This window comes from Streptomyces roseoverticillatus (genome assembly GCF_000719265.1).
Taxonomy (GTDB): domain Bacteria; phylum Actinomycetota; class Actinomycetes; order Streptomycetales; family Streptomycetaceae; genus Streptomyces; species Streptomyces roseoverticillatus.
Genome location: NZ_JOFL01000008.1, coordinates 69,319 through 84,584, shown reverse-complemented (window position 1 = coordinate 84,584; position 15,266 = coordinate 69,319). Strand labels below are relative to the sequence as shown.

Below are 15,266 nucleotides of genomic sequence, written 5' to 3'. Positions count from 1 at the left end.
CGGAGGGAGGGGAGCAGGAAGCACCCGCGGAAGGCGGTGGGAAGGAGCGCACGGGAGCGCCGGACCGCCCCCGGCGGACGCGACGCTGACGGGCAGCGCGGGACGAGCGAGGGGAAGGCGAAGGGAAAGGCGTCTCAGCGACAGTGGATGTCGGCGACGCTGTGCGCGGCCACGCCGATCAGCGCCAGCACGAAGGCGGCGTTCTCGGAGGCGTGGCGGTACGACATGCGCAGAAGACTGAACGAATTTTCGGTCCCTGTCCAAGGTGTCTCAGATCCAGAGATGAAACATCTCGGAGAGCGAGACATTCGATCACCGGCCGGATCACCGGACCGGATCACGGACGGGCCGCCGGATCGGGGATCCGGATCAGGGATACGGCCAGGCGTTCGGCTTGCAGGTGACGCCGTCCGTCGTCAGGAACTTGGTCTGCTGCATCATCACCGGGGCGAGCTCGCCCTCCTTGCCGCACGACTCGTGGTCGTGCCCGAGGCGGTGGCCGACCTCGTGGTTGATGAGCATCTGCCGGTAGGCGTACATCTTGTCGCCGTACGTGCGGGCGCCCTGCGCCCACCGGTAGGCGTTGATCATGACGCGGTCGGTCGCGGCGGAGTCGCAGGAGACGTTGTCCTCGGTGGTGTCCAGCCCCGACTTCGCGCACCACACGGCCGTGGTGCCCGGGGTGGCCAGCGTGATGACGAAGTCCGCGTGCCCGGAGGAGACCCGCTCGAACGTACGGGTGCCGCCGTGGCCCCAGCTGCGCTCGTCGTTGAGCGTGCGGTGCACGGCGGTGGCGAAGAGCTCGCCGTCGAGCGGCAGCCCCTTCTCCACGTCGACGCGGTAGCGCAGCACCTCGCCGCGGCCCGGGGCCTTATCGTGGCCGCCGACGGTGTCGAAGGCGCCGCTGCCCTTCGCCTTCTCGTCCAGCGGGTACTTGCGGTCCATCTTCTGCTCGTACGAGAGCTGCTGTGCGGCGCCGCCGTTGGGCGTGGGGCGGCTGTCGGAGCGGGAGGCGGCGTCCGCCTTGGCCCGCTCGACGTCGGCGGGGCGCGCCTGCGCCTGGGTGTCCGTGCCGTCCTCGACCTGCCCGGCGACGACGACGGCGAGCACGGCCGTCACGACGGCCGCGGCCACGCCCGTGGCCGTCCGCGCGATGCCGCCGCCGGACTTCGGCGAGCCGGCGTCGCGGGAGGCGCCGCGGGTTCCGCCGGTGCGGGGGCGGGCCGCGCCGGGGCGGGGTGCGGGCACCCGCGCGGGAGCGGGGGGAGCAAAGGACGCGGGGTCCTCGGCCAGGACGGAGGCAGAGGCGGAGGCGGGGTCGGACGGTGCACCGCCCAGCCAGTACGGGGAGGGGGACTGCGGCGGCTGCCCCTCGGAGGCCGTCTCATAGGGCATGTCGTACGGGGAGCCGTGGGCCGGCTCGGGAACCGCCTGGTACTCGGGAAACGGCCGGCAGGAGACCGGCTCCTGCTCGCCGGCGTACCCGCCGAGGTAGCCGGCCAGCCGTGCGTCGCCGCCGGGAACACTCCCCGGACCGTACGCCCCGGCGTCCGCGCCGTGGACGCGCTGCACTCCGATGACTCCCCAGCCGACGCCGACGTCCTGCCGTCCGAAGGCGTCGAACGAGTCGGAGGGGTCGGAGGGGTCGTCGGAAGGGTCGAAGCCGAAGGACCCGGAGGGGTTGAAGGAGCCGGACCAGCCGGCCGGGGCGGGGGAACCCGCCGGGCCGAAGGGCCCGCCGAGTGGCTCGCCCTCGCTTTCGCCCTGCGGGGCGGCCGTGGCGTCGTGACCGCCCGCGCCGCCTCCGCCGCCCGCGCCGGAGGCGGCGGGCGCGGCGGGCCGGGAGACGGCGCGGGGGGCGCGTGCGCTGTGTTTACCCACGAGGCGAGGCGCTCCGATCGGCAGTGGCGGTGTCCGCTACGAGGTCGCGGAAGGCACGAGCCACCGCGTCCGGGTCCTCCATCATGGCGACATGTCCCGATTCCACCAGCGTCAGCAGCCGCGAGTCGCGGAAAGTCCTGCTGGCACGGCGGGCCATCCGGATGGAGACGAGCTGGTCGCGCATTCCGTAGACCAGAAGAGTAGGGGCAAGGACGCGCTCCGCCTGCCGCCACAGCGAATGCTGGCCCCCAAGGGTGTACGCGTCGACCACTCCGCGTGCGGAGCAGGCCATGACGTCCCAGAAATAGGGGAGCTCCAGCCGGCGCTCGTACTCCGCGACGGCCAGCGCGAAGCCCTCGGATGTCACTCTTCCGGGGTCTCCGTAACAGAGCGCGAGGACGTCACGCGTACGGCGCTCGGGGGACCAGTCCCGCGTCAGCCGGGCGAAGAGGGTGGCCACGCCGGGCAGCGCGAGCAGGGCCGTGGGCACCGCCGTGCGCTGCGGGCGCAGCTCGGGCAGCGCCGGGGAGATCAGGGTGAGCGTGCGGACCAGGTCCGGGCGGACGGCGGCCACGCGGGTCGCTATGGCGCCGCCCATCGAATTGCCGACGAGGTGGACGGGGCCGCGGCCGCTCGCGTCGAGGTAGCGGATGACCGACCGGGCGAAGCCGGTGAGCGAGTAGTCGCCGTCGTCCGGGGGCGGGGAGTCGCCGAAGCCGGGCAGGTCGAGCGCCTCGCACGCGGCGTCGCCGGCGAGCAGCTCCATGAGCGCGGACCAGTTCTGCGAGGAGCCGCCGAGGCCGTGGATGCACAGCACGGGAGGCAGCCCCGGCGCCCGGGGCGGGCGGGAGCGCACGGCCAGCGTGACCCCGGGCAGGGTCACCGTGCGGACCTCCTCGCCCTCGCTGACGCGCGAGGGCCGACCGGGAGGCACCACGGGGACGATGCGGGCATCCGGCGACTCGGTCGAAGACATGCGGGCAATGTTACGAGACGATCACGCCGGGCCGGTTGTGGCGGGGGTCACAGATCACCTGGCGGCTCGGCCCCTTCTCTCCTAGGCTCGACCGCAAGGAGTACGAGGGCGCACATCCCGGATACCGGAGAGAGGGATCCGCATGCCTGTCGATCCGACCGACCCCGATACGTTCGAAGACTTCGACGAGGAGGACGCCGACGTGACGGAATTCGACGCCGAGGCTCCGGAAGCCGACGCCGCGGAGCAGCACGCCGACCTCGCCCCGCACCGCGACGACCCCCTCGCCGTGCTGGACCCGGCCACGGCGAACGTGGCGGACGTCGCCGAGCAGGCGCGCGTCGTGGATCTGGACGAGGACGACTACCGCTGATCGAGCATGACCGCGGAGTCCTGGGCTGACCTGCGCCAATTGTCAGGTTTTTGTCAGCTTCCCACAGCGTCCGGTCCGTGAAATTCTCCGCTCCGACCACGCACGCCCGGGTTACCCAAAAGTACGATGGCGGGCGCGGTGCACACCGTGCAGTGAACGATCTTGGGAGGCGGCGTGACAGCCATCGAGCAGACCGAGGCGCGGCCGCGGGGCACGCGCCTGCCGCGCCGAGCCCGACGCAACCAGCTCCTGGGCGCGGCCCAGGAGGTCTTCGTCGCCCAGGGGTACCACGCCGCGGCGATGGACGACATCGCCGAGCGGGCCGGCGTCAGCAAGCCGGTGCTCTACCAGCACTTCCCCGGCAAGCTGGACCTCTACCTGGCCCTGCTGGACCAGCACTGCGAGAACCTGCTGCACGCGGTGCGCACCGCGCTCGCCTCCACGTCCGACAACAAGCAGCGGGTGGCGGCCACCATGGACGCCTACTTCGCCTACGTGGAGGACGAGGGCGGCGCCTTCCGCCTGGTCTTCGAGTCGGACCTGACCAACGAGCCGGCCGTGCGCGAGCGCGTCGACAAGGTCTCGCTGCAGTGCGCCGAGGCGATCAGCGACGTCATCGCCGAGGACACGGGCCTGTCGAAGGACGAGGCGATGCTGCTGGCCGTGGGCCTGGGCGGCGTCTCCCAGGTGGTCGCGCGCTACTGGCTCTCCAGCGAGAGCACGGTGCCCCGCGCCACCGCCGTCCAGCTGCTGACCTCGCTCGCCTGGCGCGGCATCGCGGGCTTCCCGAAGAACGCCCCCGAGCAGCACTGACCGGCACCGTCCCGGGCTAATGTGTGGACATCAACCCACACCTTCGGAGGGACGTAAGCCGTGGAGGTCAAGATCGGCGTGCAGCACGCGCCGCGCGAGATCGTCATCGAGAGCACCCAGAGTGCCGAGGAGGTCGAGCGGGTGATCTCCGACGCACTGGCCGGCAAGGCACCCCTGCTCAGCCTTGAGGACAGCCGCGGAGGCGGGCCCCGAGGGGACCCCCCCCCCCCCCCCCGCCGTTGTCGTTACGGATGCACGCCGGGGAGGTTGCCCGACACCCTCGTGGGGTAGTACGGCTTCGACCGGTTTGCACCCGCCCCTCGCTCCGGTAACGGGACCTACGGCGCCCTGCACTGGCTCCCCGAGCGGTACGGGCAGTTCCGCTCCCGGGCCCTGACGCTGGCCACCGGTCCCGTCGCGGCGCTCTTCGGCGCCCTGCTCGCCCACTCGGTCCTCGGCCCGGGGCAGACCCCTGCCGTCCTCGCGGTCTCGCTGGGAGTGGCCGTCGCGCTGCTGTCCCTGCTGCTGCGTCAGGGAGACCGCCCGGCCCGCCGATCAGCCACGGCCTGAAGAGGGCCGAAGCGGCCCGGGCCGGAGCCCGGGCCGGTGCCGTCAGGCGTACGGTCAGGCCGCGAGGCCCAGCGCGGCCATGCGCTTGGTGTGCGCCTCGGTGATCCGGGAGAACATCTTCCCGACCTCCGCGAGGTCGAAGCCGTCGGCCACGCCGCCCACGAGCATCGTGGAGAGCGCGTCACGGTCGGCGACGACGCGCTGCGCCTGCGAGAGCGCCTCGCCCATCAGCCGGCGCGCCCACAGCGCGAGACGGCCGCCGACGCGCGGCTCGGCCTCGATCGCGGCGCGCACCTTCTCGACCGCGAACGTCGCGTGGCCGGTGTCGTCCAGCACGGTCAGCACCAGGGCGCGCGTGTCGGAGTCCAGGCGGGCCGCCACCTCGCGGTAGAAGTCACTGGCGATCGAGTCGCCCACGTAGGCCTTGACCAGGCCCTCCAGCCAGTCCGAGGGCGCCGTCTGGCGGTGGAACTCGTCCAGCGCGGCCGCGAAGGGCTCCATGGCGCCGGTCGGCTCCACGTCGATCGCGGTCAGCCGGTCGCGCAGCCGCTGGAAGTGGCCGAACTCCGCCGCGGCCATCTTCGCCAGCTCGGCCTTGTCGTCGAGCGACGGCGCCAGCTTGGCGTCCTCGGCGAGCCGCTCGAAGGCGGCCAGCTCGCCGTAGGCGAGCGCGCCCAGCAGGTCCACGACCGCCGCGCGGTACTGCGGGTCGGCGGATGCCCGGTCCCAGTCCTGGGCGGCGATCCCGGTGAGCGCCTCGGCGGGCTCGTTGGCGTTCTCAGCGTTGTCGGACGTCTCCATGGAGCGCACAATAGCCCGCTTCGCAACCCGGGGAAGCCCCAGGTCAGCTACTTCATCCGGATCTGTCCCAAGGATTGTCCGGAGGATTGTCCGGACACACATGCGCCTTTCCGGGGTACAGTGGTAATGCGCCTGTCGAGTGTGTCGGCAGGCTGTCCCATGCTGTGTCCTCCGGGGGCATTTTCTCGCCCCAGTCCCCGGGCCTCAGCGGATGCCCGGTCGGTGGCCCGATCGGCTTCCAAAACCGACCGCCCTCCGCACGGCGCGCACGAGACGTACGCGCCAGGGGGGATCCGCTCGCGGCACGTGTGCTCGAGCGAAGGCAGTGGTCCCGCGCCTTCCGGCGTCCCCAGGCCGGACAGTACTCCGGCGCGGTCCGTACGACCTTGTACGACCCCCTTCGCCGCCCAGCGCCGCGTCTCACAGAAGAGGCAAGATCCTGTCCACTCTCTCGAACCCCTCGACCTTCCGAGACCTGGGAATCCTCCCCGAGACGGCCGAAGCGCTCGAAGCCGTCGGCATCGTTCACCCCTTTCCGATCCAGGAGATGACGCTCCCGGTGGCCCTCTCCGGCTCCGACGTCATCGGCCAGGCCAAGACCGGCACCGGCAAGACGCTGGGCTTCGGCCTGCCGCTCCTGGAGCGCGTCGTCGTCCCCGCGGACGTCGAGGCGGGCCGGGCGAAGCCCGAGCAACTGACCGACGCCCCGCAGGCGCTCGTCGTCGTCCCCACCCGTGAGCTGTGCCAGCAGGTCACCAACGACCTCCTGACCGCCGGCAAGGTGCGCAACGTCCGCGTCCAGGCCATCTACGGCGGCCGTGCCTACGAGCCGCAGGTCGAGGCCCTCAAGAAGGGCGTCGACGTCATCGTCGGCACGCCCGGCCGCCTGCTGGACCTCGCCGGCCAGAAGAAGCTCAGCCTCGCGCACGTCAAGTCCCTCGTCCTGGACGAGGCCGACGAGATGCTCGACCTCGGCTTCCTCCCCGACGTCGAGCGCATCATCACGATGCTCCCGGCCAAGCGCCAGACCATGCTCTTCTCGGCCACCATGCCGGGCGCGGTCATCTCCCTGGCCCGTCGCTACATGTCGCAGCCCACGCACATCCGCGCCACCTCGCCGGACGGCGAGGGCCAGACCGTCGCCAACATCGCGCAGCACATCTTCCGCGCCCACAATATGGACAAGCCGGAGATGGTCGCCCGCATCCTGCAGGCCGAGGGCCGCAACCGCGCGATGATCTTCTGCCGCACCAAGCGGACCGCCGCGGACATCGCCGACCAGCTGGCCCGCCGCGGCTTCGCCTCCGGCGCGGTCCACGGCGACCTCGGCCAGGGCGCCCGCGAGCAGGCGCTGCGCGCCTTCCGCAACGGCAAGGTCGACGTCCTGGTCTGCACCGACGTCGCCGCCCGCGGCATCGACGTCGACGACGTCACCCACGTCATCAACTACCAGGCCCCCGAGGACGAGAAGACCTACCTGCACCGCATCGGCCGCACCGGCCGCGCCGGCAAGTCGGGTACGGCCGTCACCCTCGTCGACTGGGACGACATCCCGCGCTGGAAGCTCATCAACAAGGCGCTGGAACTGCCCTTCGACGAGCCCGAGGAGACGTACTCCACGTCCCCGCACCTGTACGAGGCGCTCGGCATCCCCGCCGGCACGAAGGGCATACTGCCGCGCTCCGAGCGGACCCTCGCCGGGCTCGCCGCGGAGGAGATCGAGGACCTCGGCGAGACCGGCGGCCGTGGTGGCCGCGGCGGTCGTGACCGGGGTCGTGACGGGGGCCGTGACGGGGGCCGTGGCCCGCGTCAGGAGACCGAGGAGCGCCCGGCCCGTACGCGTACGCCGCGCCAGCGCCGCCGCACCCGCGGCGGGACCGCGCTCGGCACGGAGCAGGCCGCGGCAGCGCCCGCCGCTGCGGCTCCCGTGGCGGAGGGGGCTCCGGCCACTCCCGCGAAGCCGCGCCGCCGGCGTCGTACGCGCGGCGGGGCCGGCTCGGCCGCGGTGGCGTCCGTCGCCGCCGAGGCCGTGGTGACCGCCGAGCCCGTCGCCCCCGCCGAGGCCGCCGCCCCGGCGCCCGCCGCGGAGGTCCCGGCCCAGCCGCGCCGCCGTCGCACCCGTGCGGCGAAGCCGGAGGCCGCTGCCGCGGTGGTGGCCGCCGAGACGGTGCCGGTCGTCGAGACGGCTCCGGTCGTCGAGGCCGCGCCGGTGGTTCCCGCCCAGGAGCCGGCCGAGGCCGAGGCTCCGGCCAAGCCGGCCCGCCGGACCCGCGCCAAGAAGGCCGCGGCCGCCCCTCAAGCGCACACGCAAGACGGCTGCCAAGAAGGCCGTGCAAGCGCACACGCAAGACGGCTGCCAAGAAGGCCGTGGAAGCCGTCGACACGGCCGAGGCCGTCGAGGCCAAGCCGAAGCGCACCCGCAAGGCTGCCGCGCCCAAGGCGGAAGCTGTGGAGGCCGTGGCCGAGGCCGAGGTCAAGCCGAAGCGCACCCGCAAGACGGCTGCGAAGAAGGTTGCCGAGGCTGTCGACACCGCCGAGGTCGCGGAGAAGCCGAAGCGCACCCGTAAGGCTGCCGCGCCCAAGGCGAAGGCCACGACGGAGGCCTGACGGCCGGTTCGCTGAGCGATGAAGGCCGGTCACCCCACGCTCGTGGGGTGACCGGCCTTCGCCGTCGCTCGGGTCGGCTCGGCACCGCCGGCCCCGCCGGTGGGGGTTACTCGCCGCGGCGGCGGATGTCATGCCCCGGTCCCGCCCTTTCACCGTTTCCCGGGCTGCGCCCGGCCCGCTCCCCCGCAACGCCCCGCGTTAGCCTCGTGCCATGAGCAGGCCCCCCTTCCTCACCTTGCCCCCGTGCGCCCGCGCCCACCGGCTCTCCACCCCCCGCGGGGAGTTCGCCGTGCACGACGCCCGGCCCACCGCTCCCCCACGCGGCACCGTCCTGCTCGTGCCGGGCTTCACCGGCAGCAAGGAGGACTTCATCGCGCTGCTGGAGCCGATCACGGCGGCCGGTTACCGGGCCGTGGCCGTGGACGGGCGCGGGCAGCACGAGACCGAGGGGCCGCGCGACGAGGCGGCGTACGCCCAGACCGAATTGGCTGAGGACGTGCTCGCCCAGGCGGCGGCCGTCGGCGGCGGCGTGCACCTGCTGGGGCATTCGCTCGGAGGGCTGATCTCCCGCGCCGCGGTGCTGGCCGACGCGTCCCCGTTCCGGTCGCTGACCCTCATGAGCTGCGGCCCGGCCGCGATCTCCGCACCGCAGCAGGAGCGCACGCGGCGCCTGATCGCGGCGCTCGGCGCGTACGACATGGGCGCGGTGTGGCTGGAGATGCGCAGGGCGGACGCGGAAAGCGCCCCGGCCGCGCCCGCCCCGCCGGAGCTGGACGCGTTCCTGCGCCACCGCTGGATGGCGACGGTGCCCGAGCAACTGATGGCGACGGGCCGGCAGTTGACGTCCGAGCCGGACCGTACGCCGGAGCTGGCCGCGGTGCCGCTGCCCAAGCACGTCCTCTCCGGGGCCGTGGACTACGCGTGGCCCGTGCCGTCGATGGACGCGATGGCGAAGGAGCTGTCCGCGGTCCGTACGGTCGTCCAGGGCGCCGAGCATTCGCCGAACGCCGAGCGGCCGGGGCCCACGGCCGAGGCGCTGGTCCGCTTCTGGGAGCTGTCCGGCCGGGGCTGAGCGTCAGCTCCGTGAACCGGTGGTGACCGTGAAGAGCCCGCCGTCCGGGTCGCGCAGGGTCGCTTCGCGCCCCACCTCCGACTCCCCCGGCTCGGCGGCCACCGTGCCGCCGGCCGCGAGCGCGGACTCGGCGGCCTTCTCCACGTCGTCGACGTAGAAGTAGACGTGCCAGCGCGGCCGGATCTGCGGGTCGGGGGCGGCTTCGATGGCGCCGCCGCGCAGGCAGGCCACGGTGCGGCCGCCGGACCGCACCATGACGGCCTCGTCCTCGTAGCGGACCTCGCAGCGGTCGGGCCGCCCCGTGGCCCATTCGAAGACCTCGCCGTAGAAGATGGCGGAGGCGAACGCGTCGCGGGTGCGCAGCTCCAGCCAGGCGGGGGCGCCCAGCCGGCCGATCTGCCACTCGCGCAGGGTCCTGCCCTCCCAGAAGCCGAAGACGGCTCCGGCGGGGTCGGCGGCCAGGGCGGCGCGGCCGGGGCCGACGGAGAGGGGGCCGACGGCGACGGTGGCGCTGCGCTCGCGGATGCGGGCGGCGGTCACGTCGGCGTCCTCGACGGCGAAGTAGGAGGTCCAGGAGACGGGCACGCCCATGCGGCGGGCGATGTTGCCGATGCCGGCGACGGGCCTGCCGTCGGAGAGGGCGACGGAGAAGTCCTCCCCGAAGCTGCCGCGGCGGAAGGTCCAGCCCATGACAGCGCCGTAGAAGGCCTGTGCTCCGGCGAGGTCGCCGGTCAGCAGGCTCACCCAGCATGGTGCTCCGGGCACGGCACGGTCAGTGAGCGACATGGCCGATCGCCTCGTTTCTGTTCCGGATTGCGGGTCAGGGGTCCCCGTCGGGGGTGGCCGGGCCGGTGGGCCGCGGCCCCTGTCAGGGTTCCACTCGGCTTCCCCGTATGCATTCCGGCACGCGCGTTCCCCCCGCAGTTGATCCCATCCGAGGGAAGCCGGGCCGGATCGGGTGCGGATCAGAGCTGGGTGTGCAAGTGGTCCCAGAAGCCGTCCCGGAGGGCCCGCCGCAGGTCCGCGTGCCCGCGCAGGGAGAGTCCGAGCAGCGCTTCGGCCTCGACGAGGAGCTCCTGGTCGACGGCGCCGGGCAGGATGGGATGGCCGGGCAGCAGTTCGGCGACGGTGTCGCGGCCGCGCGAGGCCAGCCACTGGGCCGCGACCTGGGCGCCGACGAACCGCACGTCGTCGCGGCCGGGCGCGGGCCGGCCGGCGAGGGCGCCGTCGGCGTGCGCCTCGTACACGGTGCGCCGGGTGACGTACGGCTTGCAGAAGTCGAGGTCGAAGGTGCGCTGGCTGTCGACCTCCCACAGCAGCGGCTCGGCCTGGTTGCGCCCGCCGGCCGGCTCGATGCCCCACAGGTGGACGCGGGCGCCGTAGCCCTGGGCGGCCTCGACGGCCGAGACGAGGTCCTCGTCGCCGCCGATGAGGGCCGCGTCGCTGATGGCCCGGTGGCGGGCGAGCGATTCGAGGTCGGTGCGGATGAGGGAGTCGACGCCCTTCTGCTGGTTGTTGGCGTTGAGGTTGCCGAGGCGGACCTTGACGTCGGGGAGCTCGGCGATGCGCTGCTGCTCGGTGGTGTGGATACGGCGGCGGGCGCCGTCGTACCAGTAGACGCGCAGCAGCCGGCTGTCGGGGAAGATCGTGCGCGCCTTGTCGATGAAGGCCTCGATCAGCCCTTCGGCGTCGAGATCGAAGGAGCGCCGGTCCTCGGTGCCGGCGACGAGGCGCCCGGCGGCCGCGTACACGTAGCCGGCGTCGACGAAGATCGCGTGGGTGGAGGGGGTGGTGGCGACCTCGGCCAGCACGCGCGTGAGGAGGTCGTTGGTGCGCTGGATGGCGGCGGCGATCGCGTGCAGGTGCTCAGGGGACTGCTCGGGAGACTGCTCGCGCTTCGGGGACTGCTGCTCGGAAGGTTCCGTCATGGTGTCGTCTCGTTCGGTTGCACACAGGCGGTTACGTCAACAACGCGTTCCGTTACACGGATTTAACAATTCTTAGCCATGTTAAAAATTTCCTTAGCGTAGGGAATGTTTGCAGGGGTAACCTCGTTGTACCCCTACGGAACGCGCCCCACGGACGCGGCGCGTTCCGTCAGCCATGAAGTTCTCCTCAGGAGGATCAGACGAAGGGAGAAGCCGTGCGCTTCGAAATCATGCGCCTGGACGACGTCAACGGCACCGCCGTGGACAGCACCGTCGTGGACGCCGCCTCCGTCAACCGGATCGTGCAGCAGGCCGCTTCGACGGGTCAGCGCATCTATATCCGCCCGGCCGCCTCCGCGGCACAGTAGCGCCGACGCTCCTTCGCGAACAGCGACACCCCCGTACGGACGGTCCGTACGGGGGTGTCGTCGCATGTGCGACCGCTCGGCGCGGCGCGCGTCACCTGGCGTCGATCACCTGCGTGATGCCGTTGATGATCTGCTGGACGGCCAGCGCCGAGAGCATCATGCCCGCGAGCCGCGTCACCAGCACCACGCCGCCGTCCTTGATCACCCGGATGATCAGCAGCGAGTAGCGCATCACGAGCCACAGCACGACGTGCATCGCGGCGATCGCCGCCCACACCGAGATCTGCGCGCCGGCCGAGTCCGCGTGCTGCACGGCGAGGATCACCGAGACGATCGCTCCCGGCCCGGCGAGCAGCGGCATGCCGAGCGGCACGAGCGCCACGTTGACGTCCTTGGTCTGCGTCGGCTCCTCCGACTTGCCCGTGAGCAGGTCCAGCGCGATCAGCAGCAGGAGCAGACCACCCGCGATCATCAGCGCCGGCGTGGTGATGTGCAGGTAGTCCAGGATCTGCTGGCCGCAGATGCCGAAGACGGTGATCACGCCGAAGGCGACGGCGGCCGCCTGCCAGGCCATGCGGCGCTGGACCTTGGCCGGGCGGCCGGAGGTGAGGGCGAGGAAGATCGGCGTGATCCCGGGCGGGTCCATGATCACGAACAGGGTGAGGAAGAGGGAGCCGAAGACGGCGAAGTCGAACACAGGTGAGCCTTGCGGGAGTGGTGGTGCGAGCAGGTGCGGAACGCCCGTCAGTGCGTACGGGCGTACGGCGGCGCGGGCGGGGGCGTACGGGCGCGGTCACCCGCGCACGGCATCACGGGGGATGGGGATGTGCGGACGCGACCGGACCCGGAAGAGGGGGTGCGGTCAGCCGCCGGCGCCGGGGACGGGGAACGCGCCCGTGGCCCGGCGCGTGATCTCGCCGTAGATTTCCGGATCGGTCGTGAATTCGCCGAGCGAACAGGTCTTGCGGCTGCCGTGGTAGTCGCTGGAACCGGTGGTCAGCAGGGAGAGGTCGGCGGCGAGGCCGCGCAGCCGGGCACGGGTGGGGGCGTCGTGGTCCATGTGGTCGACCTCGATGCCGTCGAGCCCGGCCGAGGCCAGCTCGGCTATCGCGCTCTCGGAGACGCAGTTGCCGCGCTTGAACGCGAACGGGTGCGCGAGGACGGTGACGCCGCCGGCCGCCTTGACCAGGCGGATCGCGTCGAACGGATCCAGCTCGTGCTTCTCGACGAAGGCGCGGCCGTCGCCGGCGAGCCACTCGGAGGTGAAGGCGTCGGACACGCTGGGCACGACGCCCAGCTCGACCATCGCGGTGGCCACGTGCGGCCGCCCGACGGCGCCGTCGCCGGCGATCTGCGCGACGCGCTCCCACGTGACGGGCACGCCGAGCTCGTTGAGCTTGGTGACCATGGCGCGGGCGCGGGGCACGCGGTCGTCGCGGACGAGGTCCCGCTCGCGGGCCAGGCCGGGCTCCAGCGGGTCGAAGAGGTAGGCCAGCATGTGCACGCTGAAGCCGTCCGGGCCCGGGAGCCTGCAGGACAGCTCCGCGCCCATGACCAGGGTCAGGCCTGCGGGGAGCGCCGCGACGGCCTCGGCGTGGCCGCCGACGCCGTCGTGGTCGGTGAGCGCCACGACGTCCAGCCCGGCGGCGGCCGCGTTGCGGACCAGCTCGGCGGGGGTGTCGGTGCCGTCGGAGGCCGTGGAGTGGGTGTGCAGGTCGATGCGCACGACACGGCTCCTCACGGCGGCAGACGAAACGGGACCGGTTCAGGATAACCGGCCCGAAGCGGCGGTCCGGGCCCGTAGGGCCCGCGACCAGGACACGGCGCCCGCCCGCCGGTCTGCCCCCAGGGGGCACCACCCGCCCATCCGCCGCACCCGCAGGCCGCGGCCCGGCCGCCCAGCCCATCCGCCGCAGCGGCGAGCGACCACGGCGGCGGACCCCGGTGGCGCCCGGCCCGGGCAGCCCCTTCATCCGCCGTGATGGTGATCCGCCACAACGGCGGAACGCGGCGGTGCCGAGCCCGCCTGAGCTCGTACCGCACCCCGCCGGACACCTCCGCCGTGGCGGATCACCGACGCGGCGGACAAGGGCCGGCCGCCGGCTGACGGCAGCAGGGCCGGGGGGGGCCGGGGCCCGCACGGCGGATCTTCACCGCCGTGGCAGCGGAGAGGAAAGCCCGCCGCCACGGCGCAGCGCCCCTGCGGCGAGGGTCCGGCGGAACGACAGGCATCCGCAGCCCCCACGGCTGTGATTCAGCGCCCCGCCGGCGGCAGCAAGCGGGGCGACAGCGCCCCGCACGGAAGCAGGTCGACCTCCGCGCCCGCGTCCCGCAGGTCCGTGAGGACCAGCTCGTCGTACATCAGGAGTCCCGACCGCTCCGGCCAGACCACGGCCCACAGCCACAGCCCCCGCGCCTCGCCCGCGAAGACGGCCCGGTCCTCGGGCGCGCCCTCGACGTGCCAGAGGGGCGTGGGGCGGCCGGCGGCGTGCACCTTGGCGTGCGGGGAGCGGTCGACGCGGAGGTAGGGGCCGGGGTCGGGGCCGTCGACGCCGGCGTAGCGCGCGCCGAGGCCGACGCCGAGCTCCTCGGCCACCAGGAGCAGCTCGCCGGGGCCGCCGAGAGGGCTCGGCCCGGAGCAGGCGACGGCGGTGGCCCGTCCGCCGCTGCGGTCGTCCCCCGCGCAGACCACGCCCGTGAACAGCCAGCCGACGGGCAGCGGCCAGGGCATCCACACGGGCACGTGGGCGCGGTTGACGACGACGGCCAGCGCGTCCACGCTCGGCGGGACGACGGGCTGCAGAGGGTGCACCGTGCCGTGGACGTCGCACTGCCACGAGTCGGCGAAGAGACCGGGCGCTCGCACCCGGCCACCGCACTTCGGGCAACTGGGTTCGCCCCTCATAGCCTCCAACGGTCCTCCCAGGCCGCCGCCGCGTCAAGGACGATCACCCGTCCGGACGGCGCGGGCCCGGAGGGTCACCCCAGAGGTACCCCGGAGCGCATCGGGTCACGCAGGTCGGTGCCGTTCCTCAGCCACCGCTCCCGCAGCGCCTCCGCTCCCTGCACCCGCTTCCAGGCCGCCTCATTGGGGGTCATGGGCAGCAGGGGGAGGAAGCGGACCGGGTCCATGGGCTCGTCCAGTTCCAGGTCCTCGACCAGTCCCCCGGGCTCGGCGACGAGGACGGAGGTGAAGGGTGCCCCGGGCCACAGCGGTTCGCCGGTGTCGAGCGAGGCGCCGGGCGCCACGACGAGGCCCTCCACCTGGGGAGAGGCGGCGAGGACGGCGAGCGGCCGCAGCGCCTTGTCCGTGTCGGCGAGGCCGGCGCGGACGGAGAGGACCAGCTCGGCGCGGGGGCCGCGCAACGGATCGGCGATCACGGCCGTCGGGTCGGTCATCGGCTGGGCGGACATGCCGAGGGTGGCGTAGCGGACGACGTCCCCTTCATGGAATCGGAGGACCTCGATCCGGTCCGTGCCGAGGAAGGTCACCGCTGCGCGCGCGTCCGGTTCGCCCAGGGCTGTCCGGAGCCGGGCCTCGACCAGTGCGAGAACGTCTGACATGCAGTGAGCATAGAACGCGTATCGAACGGGCAAAGGAGGGTATTGACGCGTCAAGTGGCTGCTAGCCTTGACCTCTGGTCAGGGAGTTACGTTCGTCCCTCAGCGGGGACCGGCCGGAGGAGGTGGGGCTGCGGTGGATCCTAGTCGACCGTGCAGTACCGACAGTTCTCCCGTCCCTTCGCTCCGGACGCACACCACCCTGTGATCTGAGATCTTCCGACTTCGGCAGTGCCGCCGACGCTTTCCCGGAAGTTCTTTCGCGCCCGCAGTGCCCGACGGAAGAGCGCCTTCGTCCCGCTTTGTTCCGTGTTCT

Annotated in this window: 14 protein-coding genes and 2 pseudogenes; 6 read left to right on the top strand and 10 right to left on the bottom strand. The window is 72.9% G+C overall.

What is annotated here, in order from left to right:
* Window positions 1-134: 134 nt before the first annotated feature.
* The 3 genes from IF61_RS37570 to IF61_RS0111340 form a co-directional block, all read right to left on the bottom strand.
* Window positions 135-227, bottom strand: a complete 93-nt coding sequence (locus IF61_RS37570) for an Ms4533A family Cys-rich leader peptide (RefSeq protein ID WP_324197103.1) — start codon at window positions 225-227, stop codon at window positions 135-137.
* A 142-nt stretch (window positions 228-369) separates the two neighbouring features.
* On the bottom strand, window positions 370-1,881 hold the full coding sequence (locus IF61_RS0111345) for a DUF3152 domain-containing protein (RefSeq protein ID WP_245684481.1): 1,512 nt from the start codon (window positions 1,879-1,881) through the stop codon (window positions 370-372).
* Window positions 1,874-2,857, bottom strand: coding sequence for an alpha/beta fold hydrolase (locus IF61_RS0111340; RefSeq protein ID WP_030366185.1), 984 nt, complete (start codon window positions 2,855-2,857; stop codon window positions 1,874-1,876). The genes IF61_RS0111345 and IF61_RS0111340 overlap by 8 nt, the downstream gene beginning before the upstream one ends.
* A 142-nt stretch (window positions 2,858-2,999) precedes the next feature.
* Here IF61_RS0111340 and IF61_RS0111335 point away from each other — a divergent pair, with 142 nt between their 5' ends.
* The 3 genes and pseudogenes from IF61_RS0111335 to IF61_RS36955 all read left to right on the top strand — a co-directional run.
* A complete protein-coding gene (locus IF61_RS0111335; RefSeq protein WP_030366184.1) occupies window positions 3,000-3,230 on the top strand; it encodes a hypothetical protein in 231 nt (76 codons plus the stop codon).
* A gap of 174 nt (window positions 3,231-3,404) precedes the next feature.
* Window positions 3,405-4,043: a TetR/AcrR family transcriptional regulator gene (locus IF61_RS0111330; protein WP_030366183.1), complete on the top strand. Its 639-nt coding sequence runs from the start codon at window positions 3,405-3,407 to the stop codon at window positions 4,041-4,043.
* A 60-nt stretch (window positions 4,044-4,103) separates the two neighbouring features.
* A pseudogene (locus tag IF61_RS36955) lies at window positions 4,104-4,244 on the top strand (DUF3107 domain-containing protein); the annotation flags it as partial.
* A gap of 423 nt (window positions 4,245-4,667) precedes the next feature.
* On the opposite strand, the gene IF61_RS0111320 reads toward IF61_RS36955, so the two are convergent.
* On the bottom strand, window positions 4,668-5,414 hold the full coding sequence (locus IF61_RS0111320; protein ID WP_030366181.1) for a ferritin-like fold-containing protein: 747 nt from the start codon (window positions 5,412-5,414) through the stop codon (window positions 4,668-4,670).
* A gap of 547 nt (window positions 5,415-5,961) precedes the next feature.
* On the opposite strand from IF61_RS0111320, the pseudogene IF61_RS32265 reads away from it, so the two are divergent.
* Both IF61_RS32265 and IF61_RS0111310 read left to right on the top strand, forming a co-directional pair.
* Window positions 5,962-8,021: pseudogene (locus IF61_RS32265) on the top strand (DEAD/DEAH box helicase).
* 211 nt (window positions 8,022-8,232) lie between these two features.
* The gene (locus IF61_RS0111310) at window positions 8,233-9,093 is read left to right on the top strand and encodes an alpha/beta fold hydrolase (protein ID WP_030366180.1); all 861 of its coding nucleotides are present in this window, start codon (window positions 8,233-8,235) and stop codon (window positions 9,091-9,093) included.
* A 3-nt stretch (window positions 9,094-9,096) separates the two neighbouring features.
* Here IF61_RS0111310 and IF61_RS0111305 read toward each other — a convergent pair whose 3' ends face one another.
* Together IF61_RS0111305 and IF61_RS0111300 are read right to left on the bottom strand one after the other, a co-directional pair.
* Window positions 9,097-9,879: a VOC family protein gene (locus tag IF61_RS0111305; protein WP_052392625.1), complete on the bottom strand. Its 783-nt coding sequence runs from the start codon at window positions 9,877-9,879 to the stop codon at window positions 9,097-9,099.
* Window positions 9,880-10,058: 179 nt separating this feature from the next.
* A complete protein-coding gene (locus IF61_RS0111300) occupies window positions 10,059-11,021 on the bottom strand; it encodes an NYN domain-containing protein (RefSeq protein WP_078660135.1) in 963 nt (320 codons plus the stop codon).
* Between the two features lie 215 nt (window positions 11,022-11,236).
* Here IF61_RS0111300 and IF61_RS36250 point away from each other — a divergent pair, with 215 nt between their 5' ends.
* Window positions 11,237-11,389 carry a hypothetical protein gene (locus tag IF61_RS36250; RefSeq protein ID WP_169748814.1) on the top strand — a complete coding sequence of 51 codons (153 nt, stop codon included), beginning with the start codon at window positions 11,237-11,239 and terminating at the stop codon, window positions 11,387-11,389.
* Window positions 11,390-11,480: 91 nt separating this feature from the next.
* Here the strand turns inward: IF61_RS36250 and IF61_RS0111290 are convergent, their stop codons facing one another.
* The 4 genes from IF61_RS0111290 to IF61_RS0111275 form a co-directional block, all read right to left on the bottom strand.
* Entirely contained in the window at window positions 11,481-12,086 is a 606-nt protein-coding gene (locus IF61_RS0111290; protein ID WP_030366177.1) for a MarC family protein, read from the bottom strand.
* A 165-nt stretch (window positions 12,087-12,251) separates the two neighbouring features.
* Window positions 12,252-13,115 (bottom strand): PHP domain-containing protein, encoded by an 864-nt coding sequence (locus IF61_RS0111285; protein ID WP_030366176.1) that lies wholly within the window; start codon window positions 13,113-13,115, stop codon window positions 12,252-12,254.
* Between the two features lie 528 nt (window positions 13,116-13,643).
* Complete coding sequence (locus IF61_RS0111280) at window positions 13,644-14,294, bottom strand: DUF6758 family protein (RefSeq protein WP_030366175.1); 651 nt, start codon at window positions 14,292-14,294, stop codon at window positions 13,644-13,646.
* A gap of 74 nt (window positions 14,295-14,368) precedes the next feature.
* Complete coding sequence (locus tag IF61_RS0111275) at window positions 14,369-14,953, bottom strand: suppressor of fused domain protein (protein WP_030366174.1); 585 nt, start codon at window positions 14,951-14,953, stop codon at window positions 14,369-14,371.
* Window positions 14,954-15,266 lie beyond the last annotated feature (313 nt).